24 protein-coding genes are annotated in these 23,469 nt (G+C 50.6%); 16 read left to right on the top strand and 8 right to left on the bottom strand.

The genetic code is table 11. The features are described 5' to 3' along the window. The first annotated feature begins 108 nt into the window (after positions 1-108). Both EUZ85_RS12615 and rraA read left to right on the top strand, forming a co-directional pair. Positions 109-786, top strand: coding sequence for an oxidoreductase (locus EUZ85_RS12615; protein WP_127969626.1), 678 nt, complete (start codon positions 109-111; stop codon positions 784-786). A gap of 85 nt (positions 787-871) precedes the next feature. Further along, positions 872-1,363 carry a ribonuclease E activity regulator RraA gene (gene rraA / locus EUZ85_RS12620; protein ID WP_127969627.1) on the top strand — a complete coding sequence of 164 codons (492 nt, stop codon included), beginning with the start codon at positions 872-874 and terminating at the stop codon, positions 1,361-1,363. A gap of 49 nt (positions 1,364-1,412) precedes the next feature. On the opposite strand, the gene EUZ85_RS12625 is transcribed toward rraA, so the two are convergent. From EUZ85_RS12625 to EUZ85_RS12640, 4 genes are all read right to left on the bottom strand, one after another. Beyond that, a complete protein-coding gene (locus EUZ85_RS12625) occupies positions 1,413-1,724 on the bottom strand; it encodes a PilZ domain-containing protein (protein WP_241567020.1) in 312 nt (103 codons plus the stop codon). A 365-nt stretch (positions 1,725-2,089) separates the two neighbouring features. Beyond that, positions 2,090-2,749 carry a TIGR04211 family SH3 domain-containing protein gene (locus EUZ85_RS12630; protein ID WP_127969628.1) on the bottom strand — a complete coding sequence of 220 codons (660 nt, stop codon included), beginning with the start codon at positions 2,747-2,749 and terminating at the stop codon, positions 2,090-2,092. Between the two features lie 174 nt (positions 2,750-2,923). Then, positions 2,924-3,223: a YciI family protein gene (locus EUZ85_RS12635; RefSeq protein WP_127969629.1), complete on the bottom strand. Its 300-nt coding sequence runs from the start codon at positions 3,221-3,223 to the stop codon at positions 2,924-2,926. Positions 3,224-3,270: 47 nt separating this feature from the next. After that, the gene (locus EUZ85_RS12640; RefSeq protein ID WP_127969630.1) at positions 3,271-3,855 is read right to left on the bottom strand and encodes a septation protein A; all 585 of its coding nucleotides are present in this window, start codon (positions 3,853-3,855) and stop codon (positions 3,271-3,273) included. 167 nt (positions 3,856-4,022) lie between these two features. Here EUZ85_RS12640 and EUZ85_RS12645 point away from each other — a divergent pair, with 167 nt between their 5' ends. Together EUZ85_RS12645 and EUZ85_RS12650 are read left to right on the top strand one after the other, a co-directional pair. Then, positions 4,023-4,883: a PHP domain-containing protein gene (locus tag EUZ85_RS12645; RefSeq protein WP_127969631.1), complete on the top strand. Its 861-nt coding sequence runs from the start codon at positions 4,023-4,025 to the stop codon at positions 4,881-4,883. A 10-nt stretch (positions 4,884-4,893) separates the two neighbouring features. Further along, positions 4,894-6,063, top strand: a complete 1,170-nt coding sequence (locus tag EUZ85_RS12650; RefSeq protein WP_127969632.1) for a phosphatidylserine/phosphatidylglycerophosphate/cardiolipin synthase family protein — start codon at positions 4,894-4,896, stop codon at positions 6,061-6,063. A 41-nt stretch (positions 6,064-6,104) separates the two neighbouring features. Here EUZ85_RS12650 and EUZ85_RS12655 read toward each other — a convergent pair whose 3' ends face one another. Both EUZ85_RS12655 and rne read right to left on the bottom strand, forming a co-directional pair. Beyond that, positions 6,105-6,662 (bottom strand): YecA family protein, encoded by a 558-nt coding sequence (locus EUZ85_RS12655; RefSeq protein WP_127969633.1) that lies wholly within the window; start codon positions 6,660-6,662, stop codon positions 6,105-6,107. A gap of 212 nt (positions 6,663-6,874) precedes the next feature. Further along, positions 6,875-10,051 carry a ribonuclease E gene (rne, locus tag EUZ85_RS12660; RefSeq protein WP_127969634.1) on the bottom strand — a complete coding sequence of 1,059 codons (3,177 nt, stop codon included), beginning with the start codon at positions 10,049-10,051 and terminating at the stop codon, positions 6,875-6,877. A 551-nt stretch (positions 10,052-10,602) separates the two neighbouring features. Here rne and EUZ85_RS12665 point away from each other — a divergent pair. Genes EUZ85_RS12665 through sppA form a run of 3 tightly spaced genes read left to right on the top strand, consistent with a single transcriptional unit; the run spans position 10,603 to position 13,254 of the window. Continuing rightward, entirely contained in the window at positions 10,603-11,550 is a 948-nt protein-coding gene (locus tag EUZ85_RS12665) for an RluA family pseudouridine synthase (protein WP_127969635.1), read from the top strand. Positions 11,551-11,562: 12 nt separating this feature from the next. Further along, positions 11,563-12,204 (top strand): HAD family hydrolase, encoded by a 642-nt coding sequence (locus EUZ85_RS12670; protein ID WP_127969636.1) that lies wholly within the window; start codon positions 11,563-11,565, stop codon positions 12,202-12,204. A gap of 60 nt (positions 12,205-12,264) precedes the next feature. After that, positions 12,265-13,254: a signal peptide peptidase SppA gene (gene sppA, locus EUZ85_RS12675; protein ID WP_127969637.1), complete on the top strand. Its 990-nt coding sequence runs from the start codon at positions 12,265-12,267 to the stop codon at positions 13,252-13,254. A gap of 39 nt (positions 13,255-13,293) precedes the next feature. Here the strand turns inward: sppA and EUZ85_RS12680 are convergent, their stop codons facing one another. Beyond that, positions 13,294-13,890: a nucleoside triphosphate pyrophosphatase gene (locus EUZ85_RS12680; RefSeq protein ID WP_127969638.1), complete on the bottom strand. Its 597-nt coding sequence runs from the start codon at positions 13,888-13,890 to the stop codon at positions 13,294-13,296. 126 nt (positions 13,891-14,016) lie between these two features. Between EUZ85_RS12680 and EUZ85_RS12685 the strand changes: the two genes are divergently transcribed. The 9 genes from EUZ85_RS12685 to tmk all read left to right on the top strand — a co-directional run bounded on the left by EUZ85_RS12685 (position 14,017) and on the right by tmk (position 20,507). Then, on the top strand, positions 14,017-14,538 hold the full coding sequence (locus tag EUZ85_RS12685) for a YceD family protein (protein ID WP_127969639.1): 522 nt from the start codon (positions 14,017-14,019) through the stop codon (positions 14,536-14,538). A 47-nt stretch (positions 14,539-14,585) separates the two neighbouring features. Then, the gene (rpmF, locus tag EUZ85_RS12690; protein ID WP_011396041.1) at positions 14,586-14,765 is read left to right on the top strand and encodes a 50S ribosomal protein L32; all 180 of its coding nucleotides are present in this window, start codon (positions 14,586-14,588) and stop codon (positions 14,763-14,765) included. Positions 14,766-14,776: 11 nt separating this feature from the next. Further along, the gene (plsX, locus tag EUZ85_RS12695) at positions 14,777-15,784 is read left to right on the top strand and encodes a phosphate acyltransferase PlsX (protein WP_127969640.1); all 1,008 of its coding nucleotides are present in this window, start codon (positions 14,777-14,779) and stop codon (positions 15,782-15,784) included. 72 nt (positions 15,785-15,856) lie between these two features. After that, the gene (gene fabD, locus EUZ85_RS12700; protein ID WP_127969641.1) at positions 15,857-16,774 is read left to right on the top strand and encodes an ACP S-malonyltransferase; all 918 of its coding nucleotides are present in this window, start codon (positions 15,857-15,859) and stop codon (positions 16,772-16,774) included. 13 nt (positions 16,775-16,787) lie between these two features. Continuing rightward, positions 16,788-17,519, top strand: coding sequence for a 3-oxoacyl-ACP reductase FabG (gene fabG, locus EUZ85_RS12705; protein WP_127969642.1), 732 nt, complete (start codon positions 16,788-16,790; stop codon positions 17,517-17,519). Between the two features lie 113 nt (positions 17,520-17,632). Beyond that, positions 17,633-17,866 (top strand): acyl carrier protein, encoded by a 234-nt coding sequence (gene acpP, locus EUZ85_RS12710; RefSeq protein WP_011396045.1) that lies wholly within the window; start codon positions 17,633-17,635, stop codon positions 17,864-17,866. A gap of 97 nt (positions 17,867-17,963) precedes the next feature. Then, positions 17,964-18,788, top strand: coding sequence for an aminodeoxychorismate lyase (gene pabC / locus EUZ85_RS12715; protein ID WP_127969643.1), 825 nt, complete (start codon positions 17,964-17,966; stop codon positions 18,786-18,788). Next, on the top strand, positions 18,739-19,818 hold the full coding sequence (gene mltG / locus EUZ85_RS12720; protein ID WP_241567021.1) for an endolytic transglycosylase MltG: 1,080 nt from the start codon (positions 18,739-18,741) through the stop codon (positions 19,816-19,818). The genes pabC and mltG overlap by 50 nt, the downstream gene beginning before the upstream one ends. A 62-nt stretch (positions 19,819-19,880) precedes the next feature. Next, positions 19,881-20,507, top strand: coding sequence for a dTMP kinase (gene tmk, locus EUZ85_RS12725; RefSeq protein WP_127969644.1), 627 nt, complete (start codon positions 19,881-19,883; stop codon positions 20,505-20,507). A 64-nt stretch (positions 20,508-20,571) separates the two neighbouring features. On the opposite strand, the gene acnB is transcribed toward tmk, so the two are convergent. Beyond that, positions 20,572-23,142 (bottom strand): bifunctional aconitate hydratase 2/2-methylisocitrate dehydratase, encoded by a 2,571-nt coding sequence (acnB, locus tag EUZ85_RS12730; RefSeq protein WP_127969645.1) that lies wholly within the window; start codon positions 23,140-23,142, stop codon positions 20,572-20,574. Positions 23,143-23,469 lie beyond the last annotated feature (327 nt).

Raw genomic sequence — 23,469 nt, forward strand, 5'->3', positions numbered from 1 at the left:
ACAGCGTTGGGTATGTTTGCAAAGCCGGCTGATGCCGGCTTTTTGCGTTTAGGTGACTGTTTGTTGTTGTGTCAGGTGCGGATCGGAAAAGAATATAAAGGAGACTGAATGGTGGATGGGAAGCGCAGTGCTTTAGTATTGGGGGCGAGTGGCCTTGTCGGTGGGTTTTGTCTTCGTCACCTGCTTGCGTCAGCGTGCTATGAGCAAGTTACTGCGATTGTGCGTCGTCCTCTTGAAATGGAATGCGAAAAGTTAGATCAGAGAGTGATCAATTTTGATTGGTTGGAGCAAGAGCTGGCGGATATAAGTGCAGATGACGTATTTTGTTGTCTGGGTACAACTATGAAAAAGGCGGGTAGTCAGGATGCATTTAAGTTAGTCGACTATGAATACCCTGCTGCTGCGGCTCATGCGATGAAGCGTAATGGCTCCAGTCACTTCTTGCTGGTGTCGGCTCTAGGGGCGTCAGAAAAGTCGCTGTTTTTCTATAATCGCGTCAAAGGAAAAGTTGAGCGGGCGGTATTGGAAGAGGGTTTTCCTTTTGTGACGATTTTCAGGCCTTCGTTGTTGCTTGGTGAGCGTCACGAGTCTCGATTTTTGGAGGGAATAGGTATGAAGGCGGCGGCATGGTTGAACCCGCTGATGCAAGGGCCGCTCAGAAAGTACGCCGGACTGGATGCAAACAAACTGGCGTACCGTATGGTTCATGAAGTGGAACAAGCTTTAACTACAAACCGACCACCTATTCTGACGCTTGAATCCGATTGCCTGCAAAAGGTTCTCTAAAAGGCGGCCTTGGCCGTTTAAGTTTTTTGGTAAAAGCCTTTTAATAATGCCTCTGCACTTTCATAAAAATAGGGAGAACGAATAAGTGAAATATGTCACTCCGGATTTATGCGACGCATATCCACAGCTGGTTAAAGTGGTGGAGCCAATGTTTCAGAATTTCGGCGCCAGGAGCTCATTTGGCGGAGAGATTGTGACGGTTAAGTGTTTCGAAGATAACTCTGTCGTCAAGCAGCAGGTAGATCAACCGGGACAGGGTAAGGTTATGGTGGTGGACGGCGGCGGCTCCAAAAGGGCGGCGCTGTTGGGAGATATGTTGGCGGAAAAGGCGGCGGCCAATGGATGGGAGGGGATCATTATCTACGGATGCATTCGCGACGTTGATGTGATTCGCCAAACTGAACTTGGCGTTCAGGCATTAGGTACTCATCCCATGAAAACGGATAAGAGGGGAATTGGCGATCTGAATGTGGACATTACATTTGGCGGCGTCACATTTAAGCCAGGCCATTATATCTATGCAGACAATAATGGCGTGATTGTATCTCCTGAGCAGCTAAGTATGCCTCAAGAGTAATTGAGCCAAAGGAAACAAAAAAGGCGTCGAATGACGCCTTTCATGGATATCAATTGACGACCTTGGTGATCTCTACGCCTATGACATATCTGTCCTCAGATACAGGCGTACATCTGATCACTCTGACGATGGTCTCAAAAGAAGGAAATGCCTCGTTGGACGAGGGGAGGGACGTTTGGAACTCCGCGCCCTCGGCGAACGGTTCACCAATTTCGATGGACATTCCTGCCCCACTTAGGTCTTTGCAAACCCCTGTTAAGCTTCTGCCAGTGTCGGCGATAGTCAACACAATTTCTGAGTCGACTTTCATACGGATGAAATCACGTTTCTCGCTGTAATCGCGCATAGTTGTCAGTCTCATCGCGGCCTCACTTATTGTTATTGGGTCCTTAGTTTTATACGCTGCTAAAAAGGACCTGTCAAAGCTGGATTTGTTATAAGTTGGCCTATTGGTAGAACATTTGGTATGTGCTATTGAATCAAGGCACTATATATTGATAGCATGAAAACCTTTCCCCCCTTTCAAGCACACCCGCTTCCATTATTCCGGACGCGTTTTCAGCTCACTGTGGTATAAAAAATATAGTGATGAAAGTATCCGGTTATAAAAGATTTTAAAGAAGCAAACGGTCGCCTGCTTCCTTATATATGAATAGTGTAGCACTCGTCCGCAAACATACCCGGATGTTATTGCGGACAAATTATCAGGAGGGGTGGAGGCTGGCGTTACCAGCCTGCTTTCTTCTCTCTTTTGAACATGGGGACAATCAGGGCGATAATGACCCCAAGCAACACTAGTCCGCCGCCCAATAGCATCTTGTCGCGCTCATCGCTGTCTTTCAGGCGCAAATTTTCTGCAGAGAGCAACTCCACTTCGTTTTTCAACTTCTCATTGCTTTCTCTGAGCTCACGATTGCGGGTATCCAGAGCAATGGCGTTCTCGGAAATGCGTTTGATATTGCTAAGCTCCAATTGGAGTTCTTTATTGGACTTTTCCAGTTGCTCTCGAGCGCCGCCGAGGTTGGAGTTTTCGCCCTTGATCTGGTTGTATTCGTTCTGTAGGTCGTTAAATTTCTGCTGTAGCGCAGTATATTGCTGGGTCATTCTGTTGAGCTTGTCTCTGGCGACGGGCTCATTGATCAAAAAACGGGTGGGCAGCCAGCCTTCAATGCCTTCAGGGGTGCGGATAAGGCTGTATCCAGACTCAGCGTTGGTTTGCAGATGCTCCACCGGCGTGCCGCTTTTGACGCCTTTGTGAACGATACGAAATTCCAGTCCCTGGCCGCTTCTCAGTGGAGCGTACATGGTGTCGTCAATGTATTTCGTATCTGCAAATGCAAATGAGGAAATTAGCAAACCGGCTAATAAAAGCGCTTTTTTTCCCACGTTGTTATTCCTAAGTAGTATGCGGTGACATTGTTGGAAAGCCCGGGCGCGTTTGTATCATTGTCTCAGTTTGAGTTGACTCTGCTTTCCGCTCTTAACAGCGGAAGTATTAGTCGAATGTTTTTTAAACTATATCGACAGGGTAGTGCAAGCGCCCGGAGCGTTTGGCTGTTCTCAGGGCAATACTTTTTTGAATGGCTTGACGGTGACTTTTTCGTACACGCCTGCTTTTATATAGGGGTCTGCGTCCGCCCAGGCTTTAGCGTCTTCCAGTGACGGAAACTCCGCAATCACTACGCTGCCGCTGAAACCGGCTGGTCCCGGGTCCATGGCGTCAATGTGCGGAGTGGGGCCGGCGAGGATGAGGCGGCCTTGCTGTTTCAGTGTTTCCAGACGCTGCAGGTGGTCCGGTCTTGCCTGCATTCTGTCTTCCAGGCTGTTAGCTTTATCTTCTGCGTAAATGACGTAGAGCATTGTGCGACTCTTGATTCTTTGAAGTATGTTGGAAGTTTCTTTGTTAACTAAAAGGACTTGTTATCGCCATTACCTGTAGCGCTATCGGATGGCGCTGGCTCGTCCTCTTCCATGTGGCGGCTGATGTAAACGCCCTGCATCAATGCGAAAACCAGGGACAAACCGAGCATGCCGAATAGCTTGAAATTAACCCATTGGTCTTGGGTGTAGTGGTAGGCGACATACAGGTTGAGTCCCCCCAATAGGGCATTAAAAATTACCCAGGAATAATTCAGCTTGGACCATGCGTGCTGCGGCAGGCTGATGTTCGCCTCCATCATGCGTTGGTAAAGGTTTTTCTTGCTTACCCAGCCGCCAATCAGGAATACGACGGCCAATAGCCAGCACACTACGCTGGGCTTCCACTTAATAAATGTGTCGTCTTTAAATAGAATCGTAGCGCCCCCCAGTATCACAACGATAACTAGGGCGAATAAATGCATCTTTTCCACTTTCCGGTATTTAAACCAGGAGAAGGCGACTTGTGCGGCAGTAGCGGGGATAAGCGCGGCGGTAGCGGTGACGATATCGTTAGTCGCTTTATAGACCACGAAAAAAAGAATGATCGGAAAAAAATCAAATAACAGTTTCATAGATAGCCGTGTCGTTTGGCGACGATCAGTCAGGACCGTCGGCGTTGTTGTCTCCTAGAATGACGCAAGTTTAGGCGCGCGGAGAACTTTTTTAATTAGAACTTAAATTAGACGAGATGATACTGTATTTTCTACTAGCGTTGTACTTTAGGGTTTTGTAACCATTTATGCAGACTGTCAATCATGACTTCGATCTTCACTGTCACACCACCGCTTCGGATGGCTCCCGAAGTCCAGCAGAGCTGTTGGAGTTGGCTGCAAGCCGGGGGCTGACAACTTTAGCGATTACTGATCACGATACAGTGGAAGGGATGCGTTCATTGATGAATGCGTCACTGGATAAGGAGCAAGGGATCAGGTTGATTGCCGGTACGGAGTTCTCATGCCTATGGCAAGGGATGACGTTACATATGTTGGCGTTTGGTTTTGATCTGGAAGGCAGTGAAGTCGCTGCGCTGTTGGAAAAGCAGAAAACGCGTCGTTTGGATCGCGCCAGAGTGATCGCCGATAAGCTGGAGAAGAAGCTGAAAATTGGCGAGTTGTACGCCAGGGCGGAGACCTTTGCGGAAAGTGGGGTGCCAGCTCGCCCGCACTTTGCTCAAGCGTTGGTGGAAATGGAGGCGGTTGAATCCATTGATGTGGCTTTCAAGAAGTATTTGGGCGCAGGGAAAATTGGCGATGTGAAGTTGTATTGGCCGGATCTGGAAGAGGTTCTTACTGCGGTGAAGCGTAGCAAGGGATACAGTTCCTTGGCGCACCCTTTCAAATACAAAATGACGGCTACGAAACTGCGGCGTCTAATGGCGGAAATTAAAGCCTGTGGCGGAGATGCGGTAGAGATCTCGGTGCCCGACATCAACTCTGGCGAGTTTGGCTGGATTCAGCAAGAGGCAGGAAAGCTTGGGTTGGCGCAATCCGCTGGTAGCGACTATCACGGCGCTATGATGCCTTGGCGTCAATTGGGCCGATTTCCCAAAATGGCTCAGTCTTTACCCAGTCTCATTGACGTCTTGCGCGCTCGACAATAAATGAACGCTCATGGATAGATGCAAGGTTGTCGGAGACAACGCTTTTAGTTTCAGTATCGGGCACATTGAAATTTTGCATGCGCTGCACAAGGCGCTTTCCTCCGCTCGTCATTACATATTTATTGAAATGTATTTGGTGGAGAGAGGGCGGGCCTTTCAATGGGTATATGCCTTATTGGAAGATGCATCGAAGCGTGGTGTGCAGGTGTTTTTACTGCTGGACGATTTCGGCTCCCGCCCTGTCTTACGCGATCTCTTTTTGTCCCATGCCTTGCCGTCGAATATTCATGTCGCTGCATACAACCCCATAAATTATCGACGTTGGACCCGAAACTTCCATAGAGATCATCGCAAGCTGGTGTTAGTGGATGGCGAGGTTGCGTTGGTGGGTGGCTTTGGAATTACGGATGACTTTTTCCCGCAAGTTCCAGATCCTGGTGTGCCCTTGCCAGAAAAGACTATTGAGTCTACTGGTCAAGAAGACAGGGCGGCTTGGTTGGATGTGGCGGTGACCACCTCCGGTCCTGTGTTGGTGGACTGGGACAGGGGGTTTCGGGAAATCTGGCGTGAAAGCAGTGAGATCGTGCTCCCACTGGGTCGTGCAGCAGTTAAAGGTGGAGAGATGGCTGGACGCGCCGCCTTTGGTTGGGGGTGGCGAAAGCAGGACATTGTGCGTGAATTACTGCGTCGTATTAAGCGCTCACACGGAAGCTTGCGGATCATCACGCCTTATTTTGTTACGTCTTGGCGGGTCAGGCGCGCTCTGCGTTGGGCGGCGCGACAAGGGGTAAAGGTGCAGATTATCGTTCCGGGACTGACGAGTGATCACCCGGGGGTGACCTACGCGGCGCGGCGCCATTATCGTTCTTTGTTGCGAGCTGGGGTGGAGTTGTTTGAATATCAGCCGACGTTTATTCATGCCAAGGTGTATATCTGCGACGACTGGTGTTCAGTCGGGTCATTCAATCTTGATCACTGGACATATCGTTGGAATTTGGAAGCGAATCAGGAAGTATGGAATGCAGAATTTACGACTCAGGTGGCGGGCTTTTTCGAACAGTGTCGTAGAAAGAGCAGGGCGGTAACCTTGGCCTCTCTGAATAAGATGGGTTGGTATAGTCGGTTGATGGTCTATTTGATGGGGAAGCTAGACGAACTGCTGATTCGATTTCTGAGATAGGGCAGCCCTCACTAAGGTTTGAGGGCTGCCTAAAAACAAGATTATTGCTTTGCGTGATAGAGCAGGTAGAGATCGGTCAGATTTTCTGGGATCTGGTCCGCCATCTCCGCCATCAGCTTGTCATTGTGTTTGATATCCTCGAAGTCTTCATCTTCGAAGAGTTCAGAGTGCGCCATCATCGGGAGTAATAGCGAGGCTACCGCGGCTTCGTCGTAGCCTTCAAACCACTGCTTTTCATTGCTCAGAAAGCCTTCAATAAATCCTGCAGACCAGTTGGCGAGTGCGTCCTCGTCGTCAAAAATTTCCTCTGGTACAGAGACGTTTTCCTCGCTGTGAAGTTGCTGTTCGATGTGTTTGAACAGCTTCAGAATGGCTTGTTTGATTTCCTCAAGCTCTTGGCTTTCCAGCTGGCAGGAGCCGTCGAGGATAAGGCGTAGCCACTCATTGACGTCCGCGTCCGCCGGACCAACGGCAAATGCGCTCAAGAGACCGTGAATCCCAAATAGATCCAGGTTTTCTTCTTCTTGGTCGTTGTCGAACAACAGTGACTCAAGATGGTCGATTTCCTGGGAGGTAAAGGGAAAAGCTTCGGATTGCATGACGGGTTCCTTAGAGGACGCTTTGAATCAGTCTAATTTATGCCGATAGCGGATGCTACAGCAAAAATGTGAAGTATTAATATCCGCATTTTGCACTGACATAAGCGCCCCGTTTATAACGGTTTTCACTGTGTCTCGGTCTGAGTCTGGGGGCAAAAAGCGAGACGCCGACGGCGGGCGCTGTTGCCTGCCGTCGGCGTCGTTGCGCCAGCTTAGGCTTGTGACGCCTTACTGTCCTGAGATGAAGGCTTGTCTTCAGCCTTTACGTCAGCGACAGTCGCCTCTGGGGCGCTGGGAGCGCTCTTGGGAGGCTCGGCCTCCTCGCGAGTTTTCTCCACCACTGGAACTGGCGCTTTTGGAGGCTGCTCAGGCTCTTTCGCTTCCACCTTGGATTCGATGGTCGCCGCTTCGGGAGCTTTGGGGGCCGCCATTGGCTGAGGGGCGGAAGCACTAGTCGAGTTGCTGCTGGTTTGAGTTTTCTGAGCCTGTATGCGCTTGCGCACCTCGCGAGGATCGTTGAAGGCTCGCTTAGGCTCCTCTTCGGATTGCGCAGCAGCTGCAACTGGCTTGTCAGAAGCTTTCTTCTCAGCAGCTGGTGCTGAAGCTGCTTTTTCTGCGCCTTTATCCGTTGCCGTGTCTGGCTTGTCCTTGGCCTCTGTATGCGCCTCTTTCTTTGGTTGCTCAACAGCAGGCGCTTTAGCTGCGCGCTCCTCTTTTTTGTCTTCCTTGCTCTTGGTTTCCACAGAGGGGCTGTCTGCGTTTGGCGCACTTACTTTTGCGCGTGCGGCAGGCTTCTCTACTTGGCTCTCTTTGGGCGCTTCCACTGATTTTGCTTCTACAGCATCACGCTTGGGTCTGCGTGTTTTATTGCGGGGATCGTTATCCGCCCGGGCTTTGCGCGCAGGCTTTTCCTGTTCGCCTTCGCTTGCGTCCTGCTGTTTGGCCTCGGCGACATCGTGTTTGCGTTGACGTGTGTCTGCATCGAGCTGTTTCGCCGGCCGCTCTGCTGCGCGTTCCTGTGGTGCTTTGCCAGGCTCGACGGCTTCACTGGGCTGTGCTGACTGCTGAGCAGGCGCTGCGTCTTTTTCTTCCGTTTTGGGCTGCGATGGGCGCGCGCTGTCGGTGGTTTCTGCTTCAGTGATAGCTTCTACAGATTTGTTCCACACCTCTTTAGCGATTTCAGACTTTACGGGCTCATCTGCGATGTTGGCGGCTGCGTCAGGAGTGCGACGTTCTGCGGCCTCTTCGGCTACTTTTTCCTGAGCTTCGGGCTTGTCTTGGCGCTCAGGTCTATCCTGGCGCTGTGGGCGAGGAACTGGCTTGCCGGAGGAGCGGTCGCGTCTCGGGCGACTAAACTCCGACTTTTCCTGGCTGCCTGACTCTGCTTTCGCTGATTCATTGCGGCCTCTTTGCTCACGCGGAGTGTCGCCTTTGCTGGAGTCGCGATCACGTTGACGTCTATCTTTCTGTCCGTCGTTACGCTCATTGCGTTCGTTGCGGCGCTGGTTGCGGTCGTCATTGCGGCCACGGTTGCTGCGACGATTATCCTGTCCGCCATCTCGGGATTCGGCTTGACGGTTGTCCTGGCGTTGATTGTCGCGTTGGCCATCCTGGCGGTCACGTACTTTAACTTTTCTGCGGCCAGCGTCTTTGTCTTGCGACGCTTGCGGAGACTCTGCAACAGTGATCTTGAGATCGCTGTCCTTCTTCTCGCCGGAGAACATTTTTGACACTTTCTGTCGCAGACGTTTCAGTAGGCCAATTTCTTCGCTTGGCGCGGCGGCAGGCGCTGAGCTTGGAACAATAGTTTTTACCGCGGCTTCCTGGCGTACAATTTCTTTGTGCAGCAGGCTTTCAACCGGGTTTTTCTCTTCCATCTCGGGCTTAACGTTGTAGCTGATTTCGCTGACATTGGCGTTGTCATCCCGGATGCGCTGAACTTCGAAATGAGGGGTGTCCATATGCGAGTTGGGCACCACAATCACTTTTACGCCATGACGCTTTTGCGTTTTGGCCAAGTTCTCGCGTTTTTCGTTAAGTAGGTATGTGGCGACGCTGATAGGGCATATTGCGCGGACTTCCGCCGTACGCTCTTTAAATGCTTCCTCTTCGATCAGGCGCATGACGGATAGGGCAAGAGACTCGACTCCGCGAATTGAGCCCTGGCCTTTACAGCGCGGGCACATTTCGTTGCGGGTTTCGCCTAATGATGGGCGCAAACGCTGGCGCGACATTTCCAGTAAGCCGAAGCGGGAAATTTTGCCGATTTGCACGCGAGCGCGGTCCAACTCCAGTGCTTCTTTCAGGCGGTTCTCCACCTCGCGCTGGTTCTTGTTGGGCGTCATATCGATAAAGTCGATAACGATCAGGCCGCCAATGTCGCGCAGGCGTAGTTGCCGGGCGATCTCGTCCGCTGCTTCCAGATTGGTTTGCAGCGCAGTTTCCTCAATGTCGCCGCCTTTGGTGGCGCGAGCAGAGTTGATGTCGATAGAAACCAGGGCTTCGGTAGGGTCGATAACAATAGAGCCGCCAGATGGCAGTTTTACTTCCCTTTGGAACGCGGTCTCGATCTGGCTTTCAATCTGGTAGCGATTGAATAGCGGGATATCATCCTGATACAGCTTGATGCGGTTTTCGAAGTTCGGCATCACCGCTTTTACAAAGTTAAGCGCGTCCTGATGCACTTGTGGATGATCGATTAAAACTTCGCCAATATCCTGACGTAAGTAGTCGCGAGTGGCGCGGATAACTACATTGCTCTCCTGATAGATCAGGAAAGGAGCTGGCTTGCTATCCGATGCGTGACGAATGGAGTCCCAGAATTGCAGCAGGTAGTCCAGGTCTCTTTGCAGCTCCTTGGAGGAGCGACCAACTCCTGCAGTGCGGATAATCAGTCCCATGTCTTTGGGAACTGTCAGGCCGGACATGGCGTCTTTCAATTGGTCGCGTTCATCGCCTTCAATACGACGAGAGATGCCGCCCGCACGAGGGTTGTTTGGCATTAGCACCAAATAGCGGCCAGCCAGGCTGATAAAGGTCGTGAGTGCTGCGCCTTTGTTGCCACGCTCTTCTTTGTCCACCTGGATAATGATTTCCTGACCTTCCTGCAGCAAATCCTTGATGTTCATCTTGCCGCCTTTTTGCGGCTGACTCTTGAAGTATTCGCGGGAAATTTCTTTCAGGGGCAGGAAACCGTGGCGCTCTGCGCCGAAATCTACGAAGGCGGCCTCAAGGCTGGGCTCTATGCGGGTAATCTTGCCTTTGTAGATATTGGATTTTTTTTGCTCGCGGGTGCCGGACTCAATGTCCAGGTCGTACAGTTTTTGTCCGTCAACGAGGGCTACACGCAACTCTTCTGGTTGAGTAGCGTTGATCAACATTCGCTTCATTTATGTTTTTGTCCCACTCAGTGTTCTGTGGGCGCCAAAAACCGCTTAAGCAAGTCGGAACGGTGATGCGTGAGGCCACAGCGAAGGTGTGCTGGTGGACCATGGGATGGGATCATCCGGGTCAACCATAGAGTTACAGATTGTGCCTCTATTGTGCGAGCCGTACATTATCTATGCGTGCGCCGTGTCGTCACTAGTTTTCCACCCTCTTTTATAATCAGAGGATGGGCGGGAAGGTGATTGACCCTACCGCGGGAATTCGTTCCGCCTGGATATGCGTCTCTCGGCGCCGTTTTATCGGTTGCCAGTCTGATTACAGCATATAGGCTTGGAGTCAACGCTCGGTTTATAACCCGTGTTCAACTCTGTATAATCTCTTCGCGCTTGATGTTATGTCATCGCTCGGCTATTCGGATGCTAAATCGCCTACCTTTTTTCCGCCGAGTTAGCGCCTTGAAAATATAGCAGTTAAACCCCTGGCATTCAATCACGTTTGTTTTGTCCGGTTTTTATCCAAGAATATTTGCGGTTTACGCCAGAGTTAAATATTTGTGACTAAATTAGATGGCGGGGCCAGCGTTGGCGCCCGAGTTGTTACTATCGATAGTGGGTCTGATGGCCAACGTCTGGATAATTTCCTGGTGCGGGAGCTGAAGGGCGTGCCGAAAGGGAAGATATATAAAATAATTCGCAAGGGGGAAGTGCGGATAAATAAAGGGCGATGCAAACCCGAGACCAAATTAAAAGATGGGGATCAGGTCAGAATCCCTCCGATTCGAGTGTCGGAAAGCGATAACTCGGAGCCTGCTATTCCTGCTGGCTTGATTGAATTGGTTTCACAGTCGACACTGTTTGAAAACGACGAACTGCTTATCATAAACAAGCCATGCGGCGTCGCTGTGCACGGCGGAAGCGGCGTTAGCTTCGGCGTCATTGAAATACTTCGCGCTGCGCGCCAGGACTTGCGTTTTCTAGAGTTAGCTCATCGGCTTGATCGTGATACGTCTGGTGTTTTGGTGTTGGCGAAAAAGCGCCGGGCCTTGGTGCAGTTTCATGGTATGTTGAAAGCGGGCAGGGTTGAGAAAATCTATCACGCATGGGTGTGTGGTAAATGGCCCAAGCACAAGTCAGTGATAACCGCTCCGTTGAAAAAGAACGTTCTGCGCTCAGGCGAGCGGATGGTGAGTGTAAGTGAAGATGGCAAGGCCAGTGAGACGCGCTTTAGAGTGTTGTATTCCGGGGCGGGGCGGTCATTGGTTGAAGCGCAGCCAATTACGGGTCGAACGCATCAGATTCGAGTGCATGCGAAATTTGCCGGACATCCCATTATCGGTGATGACAAATACTGCGACTCGGAAACGAATAAGGTCTATCGGGATATGGGTGTTAAAAGGCTGTGTCTGCATGCCTATTCGTTACGCTTGAGTTGGCCTGATCGCCCAGAGCAAAAAATTGTATGTGAGTGGGATGAGGATCATTCTCCTGTGCTGAGAAGCTGAAGTCTGAATCATATGTATAAGTTGTTGATATTTGACTGGGATGGAACCTTGGCTGACTCCACTTCTCATATTGTGGAATGTCTGGAGGCTGCTAGTAATAAAATGCAGGCCCCTTTTCCAGGAAGAGAGGCGGCCAAGAATATAATCGGGCTTGGTTTGTCTGAGGCGATTATCGAGTTATTTGGCATCGAGGATGAATTGTTTGTCGATAGCTTTAAAGAAGCGTATTCGGCGCAATTTCTATTGGCTGAGATAACTCGAAGCGGGTTGTATCCGGGCGTTATCGATATGCTGGTTGGTTTGCGTGAGGCTGGATATTTGACTGCGATCGCAACAGGCAAGAGTCGGCGCGGAATGGACAGGGCGCTCAAAGCAATGGAAATGTGTGCTTACTTCGATGCTGTCAGATGTGCGGACGAAACTCGTTCCAAGCCGGACCCGCTTATGCTGCAGGAATTGTTGGAAAAATTTTCGCTGCAGCCGCATGAAGCGGTGATGGTGGGGGATACGGAATATGATATGGAAATGGCTATGCGATTGGGTATGGATCGTGTGGCGATGTCTCATGGCGCCCATCAAGTTTCCCGGTTGCAAAAATATCAGCCGGTAGCGGTCGCGAATAATGTGGCTGAATTGCAGGAATTGTTCCTGTGATAGCCTTGTAGTTGTGACTATAGATGTTAAGACCAAGCTAGCAGGTGTGTAAAAACGAATATGTTTGAAAATTCTGAAGATAAAGTCATGCGCGAATCTACTGGGCAACCAGGAAACCAAAAAGAATGGCGTCTTATTGAAAAAATGGTGATGAGCTCTCTCAATGAGCAGCGCAAAGCGCGTCGTTGGGGTATCTTTTTTAAGTCGCTGACTTTTTTGTATCTGTTTTTCATTGTGATCGCTATCAGTCCAGGAGTAGGTAAAAACGTTGCCGCGCGTACGGAGCCTCATACGGCTGTCATTGAGGTGAATGGTGTGATCGCTGCTACTGAAGAGGCTAATGCTGACGCCATCGTGTCGGCCTTAAGGGATGCGTTCGAAGAGGATGCGGCAAAGGCGGTTATCCTGCGTATCAATAGCCCGGGTGGAAGTCCGGTGCAGTCGGGTTATGTTTATGATGAGATCGGGCGCCTGAAAGGTGAGCATCCAGATAAGAAAGTGTATGCGGTGATTATGGATATTGGCGCCAGTGGGGCTTATTACATCGCGGCCGCGGCGGATGAGATTTATGCTGACAAAGCGAGTCTTGTAGGATCTATTGGTGTGACAGCCTCCGGCTTTGGGTTTGTTGATGCGATGGATAAGTTGGGTGTCGAGCGCCGAATCTTTACTGCAGGTGAGCACAAGTCATTCTTGGATCCCTTTGTGCCGGTAAAAGAGGATGAGCGCGAACTGTGGCAGGGTGTATTAAATACAACTCATAAGCAGTTCATTGAACAGGTTGAGAAGGGGCGGGGCGATCGCATTCATAAAGATAATCCGTTGCTATACTCCGGAATGGTGTGGAGTGGCGAGCAGGCTTTGGGCTTGGGTTTGATTGATGGTCTGGGCAGCTCTGGTTATGTTGCCAGAGAGGTTGTGAAAGCGGAAAAGCTTATTAACTATACGCCGAAGCGCAATCCATTTGATGAGCTGCTCGGAAAGCTCGGTGTAAGTGTCGGTAAAGGAGTGGCTCAGGCGGTGTTGGGTTCAGGGCCTCAGCTTCAGTAGCGTTTTGGTTGGGGTGTAGTAAACACTGCAATGAAAGGGTTACGGTATATGTAACCCTTCTTTTTTTAGTAGAGTGATAAGGTCGATTAGGGGGAGGCCGACGAGAGTGTTAGGGTCCTTTCCTTCTATTTTTTCAAATAAGCTAATCCCTAGGCCTTCGACTTTGAAGCTGCCGACGCAGTCGTAAGGCTCTTCGAGTTCAAGGTAGCGCTCGATTTCCTCTTTAGATAATTCTCTGAAATAAACGGTTTGCCAATCGACGCATGTTCTTATGGTGTTGAGTCTGGTGTTTATTAGCGCCATCCCGCTATAAAAGGTCACTGATTTGCCGGAGCAGGCGGTTAGCTGTTTAATAGCGTTAGCTTTGTCGCCTGGCTTCCTGAGTAACTGTCCGTCAAGTGCGGCCGTTTGATCGGAGCCAATTATTAGGTGGTCTGGAAACTGTTTGCGAAGGCTTTCTGCTTTTCCTTTTGCGAAGTTGATGGCTATATCTTTGGGGCGGCTGTCTGGTGTCGTATTTTCGTCAAAGGGCGGGGCGGCTTGTTGGAAGCTCAGGTTTAGTTTTTGTAACAATGCGGCCCGGTAAGGGGAAGTTGAGCCTAATATAATAGAAGGAGGTGTGTTTCTATTCGTCATTTTTGGGGCTTAATCTTTGTGGTTCAGGGCGAATAATCGCTTTGCGGCTCTTTTATCGCTTTAATTCCGTGATTTTGCAATCATCTCTTTGACTTTGTTTGGGCGCATCACTAGAATTGCGCGCTTATGAAAAAGCCTGGTATTCCGGAATTGGTAGATCCCAACAAGATGTGTGAGAAAGAACTCACGCTTGAAGGGATTATTTTGGCTAAAGAACTCCCCAGATACGCGGATCAGCTGGCGGGCGGCGCAACTGATAGTGATCAAGTTGAAGCGTCGGCTCGTTTTAAGCGTGATGAGCAGGGTTCCAGAGTGGCGTATATCGCATATTCTACTTTGGCGAGACTAACCTGCCAGCGCTGTTTAGGTGAAGTTGGGCTGAAAATTAACGGTGAAACTACCTTCGCCTTTTTAGGTTCCGAGTCTGAATTAGATCAGTTACCGCGTTCCTATGAGCCAGTCCTTATGGAAGGGAGCGAGGTTAACCTGCTCCAGGCAATTGAAGACGAGCTGCTGCTGAGTTTGCCCATGTTCGCTTATCATGAAGATGAGCACTGTAGCGGTGAGTTAAACGAAATTAAGGGGCAGGCGTTCGAGACAAAGGCTGATAATCCTTTCTCGGTGCTGGGCGACCTGTTAAAAAAGTAGACCTGTTTTATTAGTTTTAGCGAAAGAGCTAGCTCAGGAGAATTGCAATGGCTGTTCAACAGAATCGTAAATCCCGTTCACGTCGCGGTATGCGTCGTTCACATGATGCATTGTCTTCAGCGGCGTTGTCCATCGACCCGACTACTGGCGAGAAGCATCGTCGTCACCACGTTACTCCAGACGGATTCTATCGTGGCAAGAAAGTGGTTGAGGTTTCTCAGGACTAAGAAGCCCTGTCTTGGAACGCAATATAACAGTTGCGGTCGATACGATGAGTGGGGACTTCGGTCCCTCCATCGTGATTCCTGCTGCATTAAAATGCATCAAAAATAATCCCTTCGTAAGTTTGATTTTGGTTGGCGATGAGGCTGAGTTAAGAAGCCTGCTTCGCAATCAGCCTACTTCTCCCCGTATATCAATCGTTCATGCTCCTGATGTTGTCCGAATGGATGACCGTCCCAGTCATGCGCTTAGGAAAAAGCAGCAGTCCTCTATGGCCGTGGCGCTATCATTGGTGCGACAAAAGGCTGCTCATGCCTGTGTGAGCGCGGGTAATACTGGGGCCCTGATGTTGTTGGCCAGATCGATTCTGAAAACGCATCCAGGGGTGGATCGCCCCGCTATTGTGAAACGCATTCCGTCGCCTAAAAATCGCTGCTATGTATTGGATTTGGGCGCCAATGTTGATTGTACGGCTGAGCATTTATATCAGTTCGCTCTTATGGGGTCTGCTTTGGTTGAGGCGCTGGAAGGCAAGCCAGAGCCAAGGGTGGCGCTTCTGAATGTGGGAGAAGAGGAAATCAAGGGGAATGAGCAGGTGCGGTTGGCTTCCCGTATGCTGGCGGAGTGTGAGTCGGTTAACTACATTGGCTACGTAGAAGGCGGGGATATATTTAAAACCATTGCTGATGTGGTGGTGTGTGATGGTTTTGTCGGTAATGTCGCTCTGAAGGCTGGCGAAGGGGTGGTGGAGCTGATGATCGGTATGGTCAAAAGCGTATTTAGTCGTAACTGGTACAGTCGTTTGATTGGGTATGCGGCGTTGCCAATGTTGCGCAAACTTCGCGATTTAGTGGATCCCTCTCGTCATAACGGTGCAAGTCTAATTGGGCTTCAGGCGACTGTGATTAAAAGTCATGGCAATGCGCGGGAGATAGGGTTCCTTAGTGCGCTGGAGCAGGCTATTTTTGAGGCGCAGAAAGGTGTGCCCGAGATGATAAACGCCCGTCTTGACGAGCTTATATGACGCTCTGATGCAAGTTGTAATACAACTTTGATCTAATTACCCCGTTTAACTGTATTTGAGTATTCTAAGCCGATGAACACTGCTATCTTATTTCCAGGGCAAGGGTCGCAAAGCATTGGGATGTTATCTGATCTCAATCAAGCGTTTCCATCAATTGCCGAAACATTTCAGGAGGCGTCCGACGTCTTGGGTTATGACCTCTGGTCTTTGACTCAAAACGGACCCGAAGATCAACTCAATAAAACCGAAATTACGCAACCGGCTATCCTGGCCGCTAGTGTAGCTCTATGGCGACTATATCAGCGGAAAGTGAATCCTTCTGTTGCTTTTATGGCGGGTCACAGTCTTGGTGAGTATAGCGCCTTGGTCGCCTCTGGCGCCATCGGGCTGCAAGAGGGTGTGAAGCTGGTTCAATTGCGTGGACGGCTTATGCAGAAGTCTGTCGAAGGGCAGGCGACGGCGATGGCGGCTATTTTGGGGTTGGATGACCAAGCCGTGATTGACGGTTGTCGCGAAGCGGCGGCTGGAGAGTGTGTTGAGGCTGTGAATTTCAACTGCCCAGGGCAAGTGGTTATAGCAGGAGCGGAGTCTGCTGTGGAAAGGGCTATTGTGGCGCTTAAGGAGAAAGGTGCGAAGCGTGCTTTGAAGTTGGCTGTAAGCGTGCCGTCCCATTGTGCGTTGATGAAGCCGGCGGCGGAGCAATTGGCGGAGCATATTGGCTCTATGGTATTTAACAAGCCGTCTATACCTATTGTCCAGAATGTAGGAGCGAGGTCGGTCGATGATCTTGCTGAACTCAAAGACAATCTGATTAAACAATTATTTTCTCCTGTTTTGTGGACGCAGAGCGTTCAGCATATGAGTGAGAAAGGCGTGGACAGCTACGTAGAGTGCGGTCCAGGCAAAGTCTTGGCGGGCCTGGTTAAGAAAATTGATCGCGCCGCTTCCATTCAATCGCTATCAGACCCAGAAGTCTGGAACGCGTTATAGAAGGACTCCCATAATGGATAAAGTAGCTTTGGTGACTGGTGCTTCCAGAGGTATCGGCAGCGCCATCGCGGACTCGTTGGCGAAAGCGGGTTATATCACAATTGGTACGGCCACCTCTGAATCTGGCGCGGCGGCGATAACAGAACGCTTGAGCGCTATTGGAAAAGGTGCGGGCAAAGTGCTGGACGTGGCTTCAGATGAATCTATTGCTCAGTGCCTCAAGTCAATTGAGGAAGAATTTGGCGCTCCGGCTGTGTTGATTAATAATGCAGGCATTACCCGGGATACCTTGATCATGCGCATGAAAGATGAGGACTGGGATCAGGTGGTTCAGACCAACTTGGGTTCAGTCTTTCGCATGAGCAAGCTGGTAGTGAAAAGCATGATGAAGGCGCGTTGGGGGAGAATTATTAACATTAGCTCCGTGGTCGCCTCAATGGGGAATGCGGGACAGGTTAACTATGCCGCCGCCAAAGCGGGGATTGAAGGATTTACTCGCTCTCTTGCAAAAGAAATTGGCGCCAGAGGGATAACGGTTAATGCGATTGCGCCTGGTTTTATCGAGACGGATATGACCAGCGAATTGCCTGAAGCCCAGAAAGAGGCCTTGCTGAGCGCTATTCCTTTACAGCGCCTTGGTAAGCCATCTGAAATTGCTGAAGTGGCTTCATTTTTGGTTTCTGACGCCGCCGGCTATATTACCGGTGAGACCATCCATGTAAATGGCGGCATGTATATGGGTTAAGTTTGTGCCGCCGCGCTATGCGGTGCGTGAACTTTAGCTTGATTAATTAAATAGGGTTCAACTAGACTAGCACGCGATTAAGTGCTTGGTTATGAAATAAGAGTGAGGAAATTATGAGTACTGTCGAAGAGCGCGTTAAGAAGATTGTTTGTGAGCAGTTGGGAGTTAAAGAAGGCGACGTTCAACTGACTTCCAAGTTCGTTGAAGATCTCGGTGCTGACTCTCTGGATACTGTAGAGCTGGTAATGGCGCTTGAAGAAGAATTCGAGACCGAAATCCCAGACGAAGAAGCAGAGAAGATCACAACTGTTCAAGACGCCATCGACTACATCTTGGCTAATCAATAAGAAGTAACCTTCTCAGACCAAGCCGAAGAACCGCTCGCAGGTACACCTTGCGGGCGGTTTTTTGCTTTTAGGGTTTGCGATTTTTTTGGGTTGATGCATGTATCTGTTAAACGGCGAAAAAGCGGATCATATATCGATCGCCGATCGAGGGTTGGCCTACGGGGATGGTCTCTTTGAGACTATTCTTGTGGTAGATGGTCGTCCCGTTTTATGGAATGAGCACTTGGCGCGTTTGCGGATGGGGTGTGAGCTATTGCGAATACCCTATGTCGTGAACGGCAATTCTTTGCTGGCGCGATTGGACGAGCTGCTTGCCGAGAATAAAGATATGAGCTGCAAGTGTATATTGAAGATTATCGTGACCCGAGGGGGTGGCGGTAGAGGGTATGCGCTGCCCGAGAAGCAGTGTCCGGTGGAGATACTGGGCTTGTTTGCTGCACCGGATGTGGTTTCTATTCAAGCGCTTGGCGGCAGTGTGCGGACTCTAAAGTCGCAGGCTGTGGAATATGGCGAATGCGCAGGGCTTAAGCACCTTAATCGACTTGAACAAGTGCTGGCGTCTATTGAACTGGATGGGCGTGCGTTCGAGGGATTGATGTTTGATGCTTCTGGGTGTTTAGTTGAAGGGACTCGGACGAATATCTTTCTCTGGGATGAGGGGCGAATCTTCACGCCGACATTGGCGCGATCGGGGGTGAAGGGCGTACTGAGACAATATATCCTTAATAGCGCTCCTGAGTGGGGTTTGCATATTGATGAGGTGGATATTACTCGGGCAGAATTGAAAAAAATCAAGGGGATGGCTTTGGTCAATAGTGTGATGGGAGTTATTCCGGTTAATCAATTAGATGGTAAATTACTGAATATCGACTGTGTCATCAAAGAACTCCAAGAAAAAGTCCACCAAAAAATCCCGTTTTAGCTTGAGAAAGTTCGTTCTCAAGACCCTTCTTGCTGTATTTCTTCTCTCATCAGCAGTTGTCGCCGGCGCATACTATTACGGGCGTTATTTGTTATTGCAGCCCCTGCCGGTGGTTGCCACCACCACGATTGAAGTCAAGCGTGGCGATTCTTTGCGGAAAGTCGCCGACAGGATGGCTGAGCAGGGTGTGCTGGAAAGCGCGGAATGGTTTTATTGGTACGGTCGGCTTAGCCGAAAAGATAAGCAACTAGTGGCTGGTGAGTATCTGCTTGAGCCTGGTAAAAATACCATTGAGCTGTTCGCTTTGCTGACTTCCGGGAATACTCTGAATTATGCGCTCACCATTATTGAAGGTTGGAATCTGAAGGATGTGCTGCGTGAGCTAGGAAATCATCCAAAACTGGAAAAAACCATCGATACGCAAGATCCGGCTCAGCTCGCCAAGTTGTTGGGTATGAACTATCCGCATGCGGAAGGTCTTCTGTTTCCTGATACCTATTTTTATAAGAAAGGGACCCGCGATATCGATTTGTTGACTACAGCTCATCGTCGGATGGTGCGTATTCTGGAGGATGAATGGTCTCGCAAGAGCGCCTGGAGTGCGGCGGCGACTCCCTACGAAGCGCTGATACTGGCTTCGATTGTCGAAAAAGAAACTAGTGTCGATAGTGAGCGAGGACGTATCTCTGGGGTGTTTACTTTGCGGCTGGAGAAAGGGATGCGTCTGCAGACAGACCCCACGGTGATCTACGGCATGGGCGATAAATACGGAGGCAATCTGCGTCGCAAGGATTTGCGCGAGGCGACGTCCTACAATACCTATGTCATAAAGGGGTTGCCGCCGACGCCGATCGCTATGCCTGGGCGCGCCTCCATTCATGCAGCGTTGCATCCCGAGAAGACGGGGGATCTTTATTTTGTGGCGCGTGGTGACGGCACGCACGAGTTTTCTAAAACACATGATGCGCATGTAAAAGCAGTTAGGAAGTACCAACTGCGTCGCAGAGAAGATTATCGCTCAACGCAGTAATCGAGAGTTGATGCGGGGCGTGCTAAATTTGGTTTAAGTTCAAACAATTTATGGGGTAAACGTTGAAGAAAGGGCTGTTTATTACCGTTGAAGGTATTGAGGGGGCGGGTAAGACCACAAACCTCAACTTCATTCGTTCTATATTGGAGGGAAGCGGTGAGGAGGTGATTATGACTCGAGAGCCTGGCGGTACGCCGATGGCTGAGGAGGTCAGAGAATTGCTGTTGCGCCCTCGTGAAGAAACAGTCTCGTCTACGGCTGAGCTACTGCTCATGTTTGCTGCGCGAGCTCAGCACTTAGAACAGAAGATTCGGCCTGCTATCGATCGGGGTGTGCATGTGTTGAGCGACCGATTTACCGATGCAACCTATGCCTATCAGGGTGGGGGGCGTGGTTTGTCCTGGGAAATGATTCACGATCTCGAAAAGCTTGTTCAAGCGAACTTCAAGCCGGATCTTACTCTGCTATTGCGTATTGATCCTGAGGCAGGGATGGCAAGGGCGAGAAAGCGTGGAGCCTTGGATCGTTTTGAGCAGGAGAAGTTGGAGTTTTATTCCCGTGTTCAGGAAGGTTATATGAAGAGGGTGACTGAAGACCCTGGGCGCTTTCTGGTTGTGGATGCGCAGCAGTCGTTGGAAGATGTGCAGGCTGCAATTGCTCAGGGATTGACGGCGAAGCTAGCTGGTTAGCCCTATGCTTGAGCTTTGAATGGTAAGTAATAAAAAACGCCCCGCATTTGCGGGGCGTTTTGTTTTAGGCTTCCGCTTTCGCGTTAGCTGCTTTCTCGGTGTATGCATCCATCTTGTCGAAGTTCAGGTAGCGGTAAATGTCGCCAGCCATGCTGTCGATATTTTTCGCATAGTCCATGTACTCTTCAACGGAAGGGAGGCGGCCCAATACTGCCCCGACCGCCGCCAGTTCTGCGGAGGTCAGGTAGACATTGGCGCCGTCGCCCAAACGGTTGGGGAAGTTACGAGTGGATGTAGACAGTACGGTTACGCCGGGAGCTACACGAGCCTGGTTGCCCATGCAGAGTGAGCAGCCTGGCATTTCTGTGCGTACGCCATTGCGTCCGTAAATGTTGTAGTAACCTTCTTCCATCAGCTGCGCCTGATCCATTTTGGTGGGCGGAGACATCCAGAATCGGGTTTTCAGCGCGTCTTTGTTTTGCTCCAGCAGTTTGCCGGCGGCGCGGAAATGGCCAATGTTGGTCATACAAGAGCCGATGAAGACTTCATCAACTTTATCACCCGCCACTTCCGACAGCTTCTTGGCGTCGTCTGGATCGTTCGGGCAGCAAACGATAGGCTCTTTGATTTCATCCATGTCGATTTCGATAACTGCTGCGTATTCGGCGTCGGAGTCGCCGCGCATCAGGCTTGGGTTGGCCAGCCATTCTTCCATGGCTTTGGCGCGGCGCTCGATGGTGCGGACGTCTCCGTAGCCTTCAGCGATCATCCAGCGCAGCATAACAATGTTAGAGCGCAGGTATTCGGCGACAGAATCTTCAGACAGGGTGATGGTGCAGCCCGCAGCGGAGCGCTCCGCCGACGCGTCGGAAAGCTCAAACGCTTGCTCGACAGTCAGACTTTCCAGGCCTTCGATTTCCAGTACGCGACCGGAGAAGATGTTTTTCTTCCCTTTCTTTTCAACGGTCAGCAGGCCTTGCTGAATCGCGTAATAAGGGATGGCGTGAACCAGGTCGCGCAGGGTAATGCCGGACTGCATTTTGCCCTTGAAGCGAACCAGTACTGATTCAGGCATATCCAAAGGCATAACGCCAGTAGCTGCGGCGAAAGCGACCAGACCTGAGCCAGCAGGGAAAGAGATGCCCATAGGGAAGCGGGTGTGAGAGTCGCCGCCGGTACCGACAGTGTCAGGCAGTAGCATGCGGTTCAGCCAGCTGTGAATGATGCCGTCGCCAGGACGCAACGCCACGCCGCCGCGGTTCATGATGAAGTCTGGCAGAGAATGCTGCATTTCTACGTCAACCGGCTTGGGATAAGCGGCGGTGTGACAGAATGACTGCATAACCAAGTCGGCGGAAAAGCCCAGGCACGCCAAGTCTTTCAGCTCATCGCGAGTCATTGGGCCGGTGGTGTCCTGAGAGCCGACAGTGGTCATGCGAGGTTCGCAGTATTGACCAGGGCGTACGCCTTCAACGCCACAGGCTTTTCCGACCATTTTCTGGGCCAGAGTGAAGCCTTTGCCAGAATCGTTAGCGGCTTGTGGGCGGCGGAATACGTTGGATGGCTCCAGGCCCATTGCTTCGCGAGCTTTGTCGGTCAGGCCGCGGCCGATAATCAGAGGGATGCGTCCGCCTGCGCGAACTTCGTCCAGCAGAACGTCAGATTTCAATTCGAATTCGCCGATGACTTCGCCGGTTTCGTGATTTTTGACCTTGCCTTCGAAGGGCAGGATTTCGATTACGTCGCCCATGTTCATTTGGGATACGTCGCATTCAAAAGGCAGAGCGCCGGCATCTTCCATAGTGTTGAAGAAGATGGGGGCGATTTTTCCGCCAATACAGATGCCGCCAGTACGCTTGTTGGGTACGCCCGGCATGTCGCGGCCAATGTACCAAAGTACGGAGTTGGTGGCGGACTTTCTAGAAGATCCTGTGCCCACTACGTCGCCGACGAAAGCAACTTCGTGGCCTTTCTTCTTCAGTTCTTCGATCTGCTGCTCGGCATTGGTGATGCCTTCGCGAGGCATTTTGTACATCGCTTTGGCATGCAGAGGGATGTCTGGGCGCGACCAGGCGTCAGGCGCAGGAGAAAGGTCGTCGGTGTTGGTTTCGCCCGTTACTTTGAAAACAGTTGCAACAATGCTCTTAGGCACTTCAGGCTTTTGCAGGAACCATTCAGCGTTGGCCCAGGAGTCCATGACTGCTTTTGCGTTGGCGTTGCCTGCGTCCGCTTTTTCTTTGATGTCGTGGAAAGTATCGAAAACCAGGAGCGTAGACTTCAGTTGTTCTGCGACAAGCTGGCCTAGAGAGGCGTCGTCAAGCAGTTCAACCAGTGTGGAGATGTTGTAGCCACCCTGCATCATGCCTAATAATTGAACGGCTTTTTCCTTGGAGATCAGGGGGGATTGGGCTTCGCCTTTAACGATGGCGGTGAGGAAGCCGGCTTTAACGTATGCCGCTTCATCTACGCCGGGGGGCACGCGATTTTCCAACAAGTCTACTAGCGTTTCTTCCTCACCGGCTGGGGGGGCTTTCAATAGCTCCACCAACCCTGCCATTTGCTCTGCGTTAAGTGGCTTGGGTGGGACGCCTAGTTCGGCTCGTTCTTCAACGTGTTTACGATATGCTTCTAGCACGGTAGAACCCTCATCATTTCCTGTATCCGCCCTTATGGGGCGGTGTTTTTGATTGGGCGAGAGGTTACTTCGCTCCATATATAAAGACGCAATATTCTATGCCAATGATAGTGCAAAGTTAAGCAAACGCCCTATCAGCCCTGTTGATAGTCGATATAAATTTGAAAAATGTAGCCATTGGTCGTAATAAACTTTCGTGAATGTAGGAGGGTGAGCGGCTTATTCAAAATGGTGTTATTGGTGGGCCGGGGTGGGCGGAGATATGGGTATTTCTGATATACTGCGCGGCTTAAATTTTGATGATCAATTTTGACTTTTAGTGCGGAA

Source organism: Hahella sp. KA22 (genome assembly GCF_004135205.1).
In the GTDB taxonomy this organism is placed as follows: Bacteria; Pseudomonadota; Gammaproteobacteria; order Pseudomonadales; family Oleiphilaceae; genus Hahella.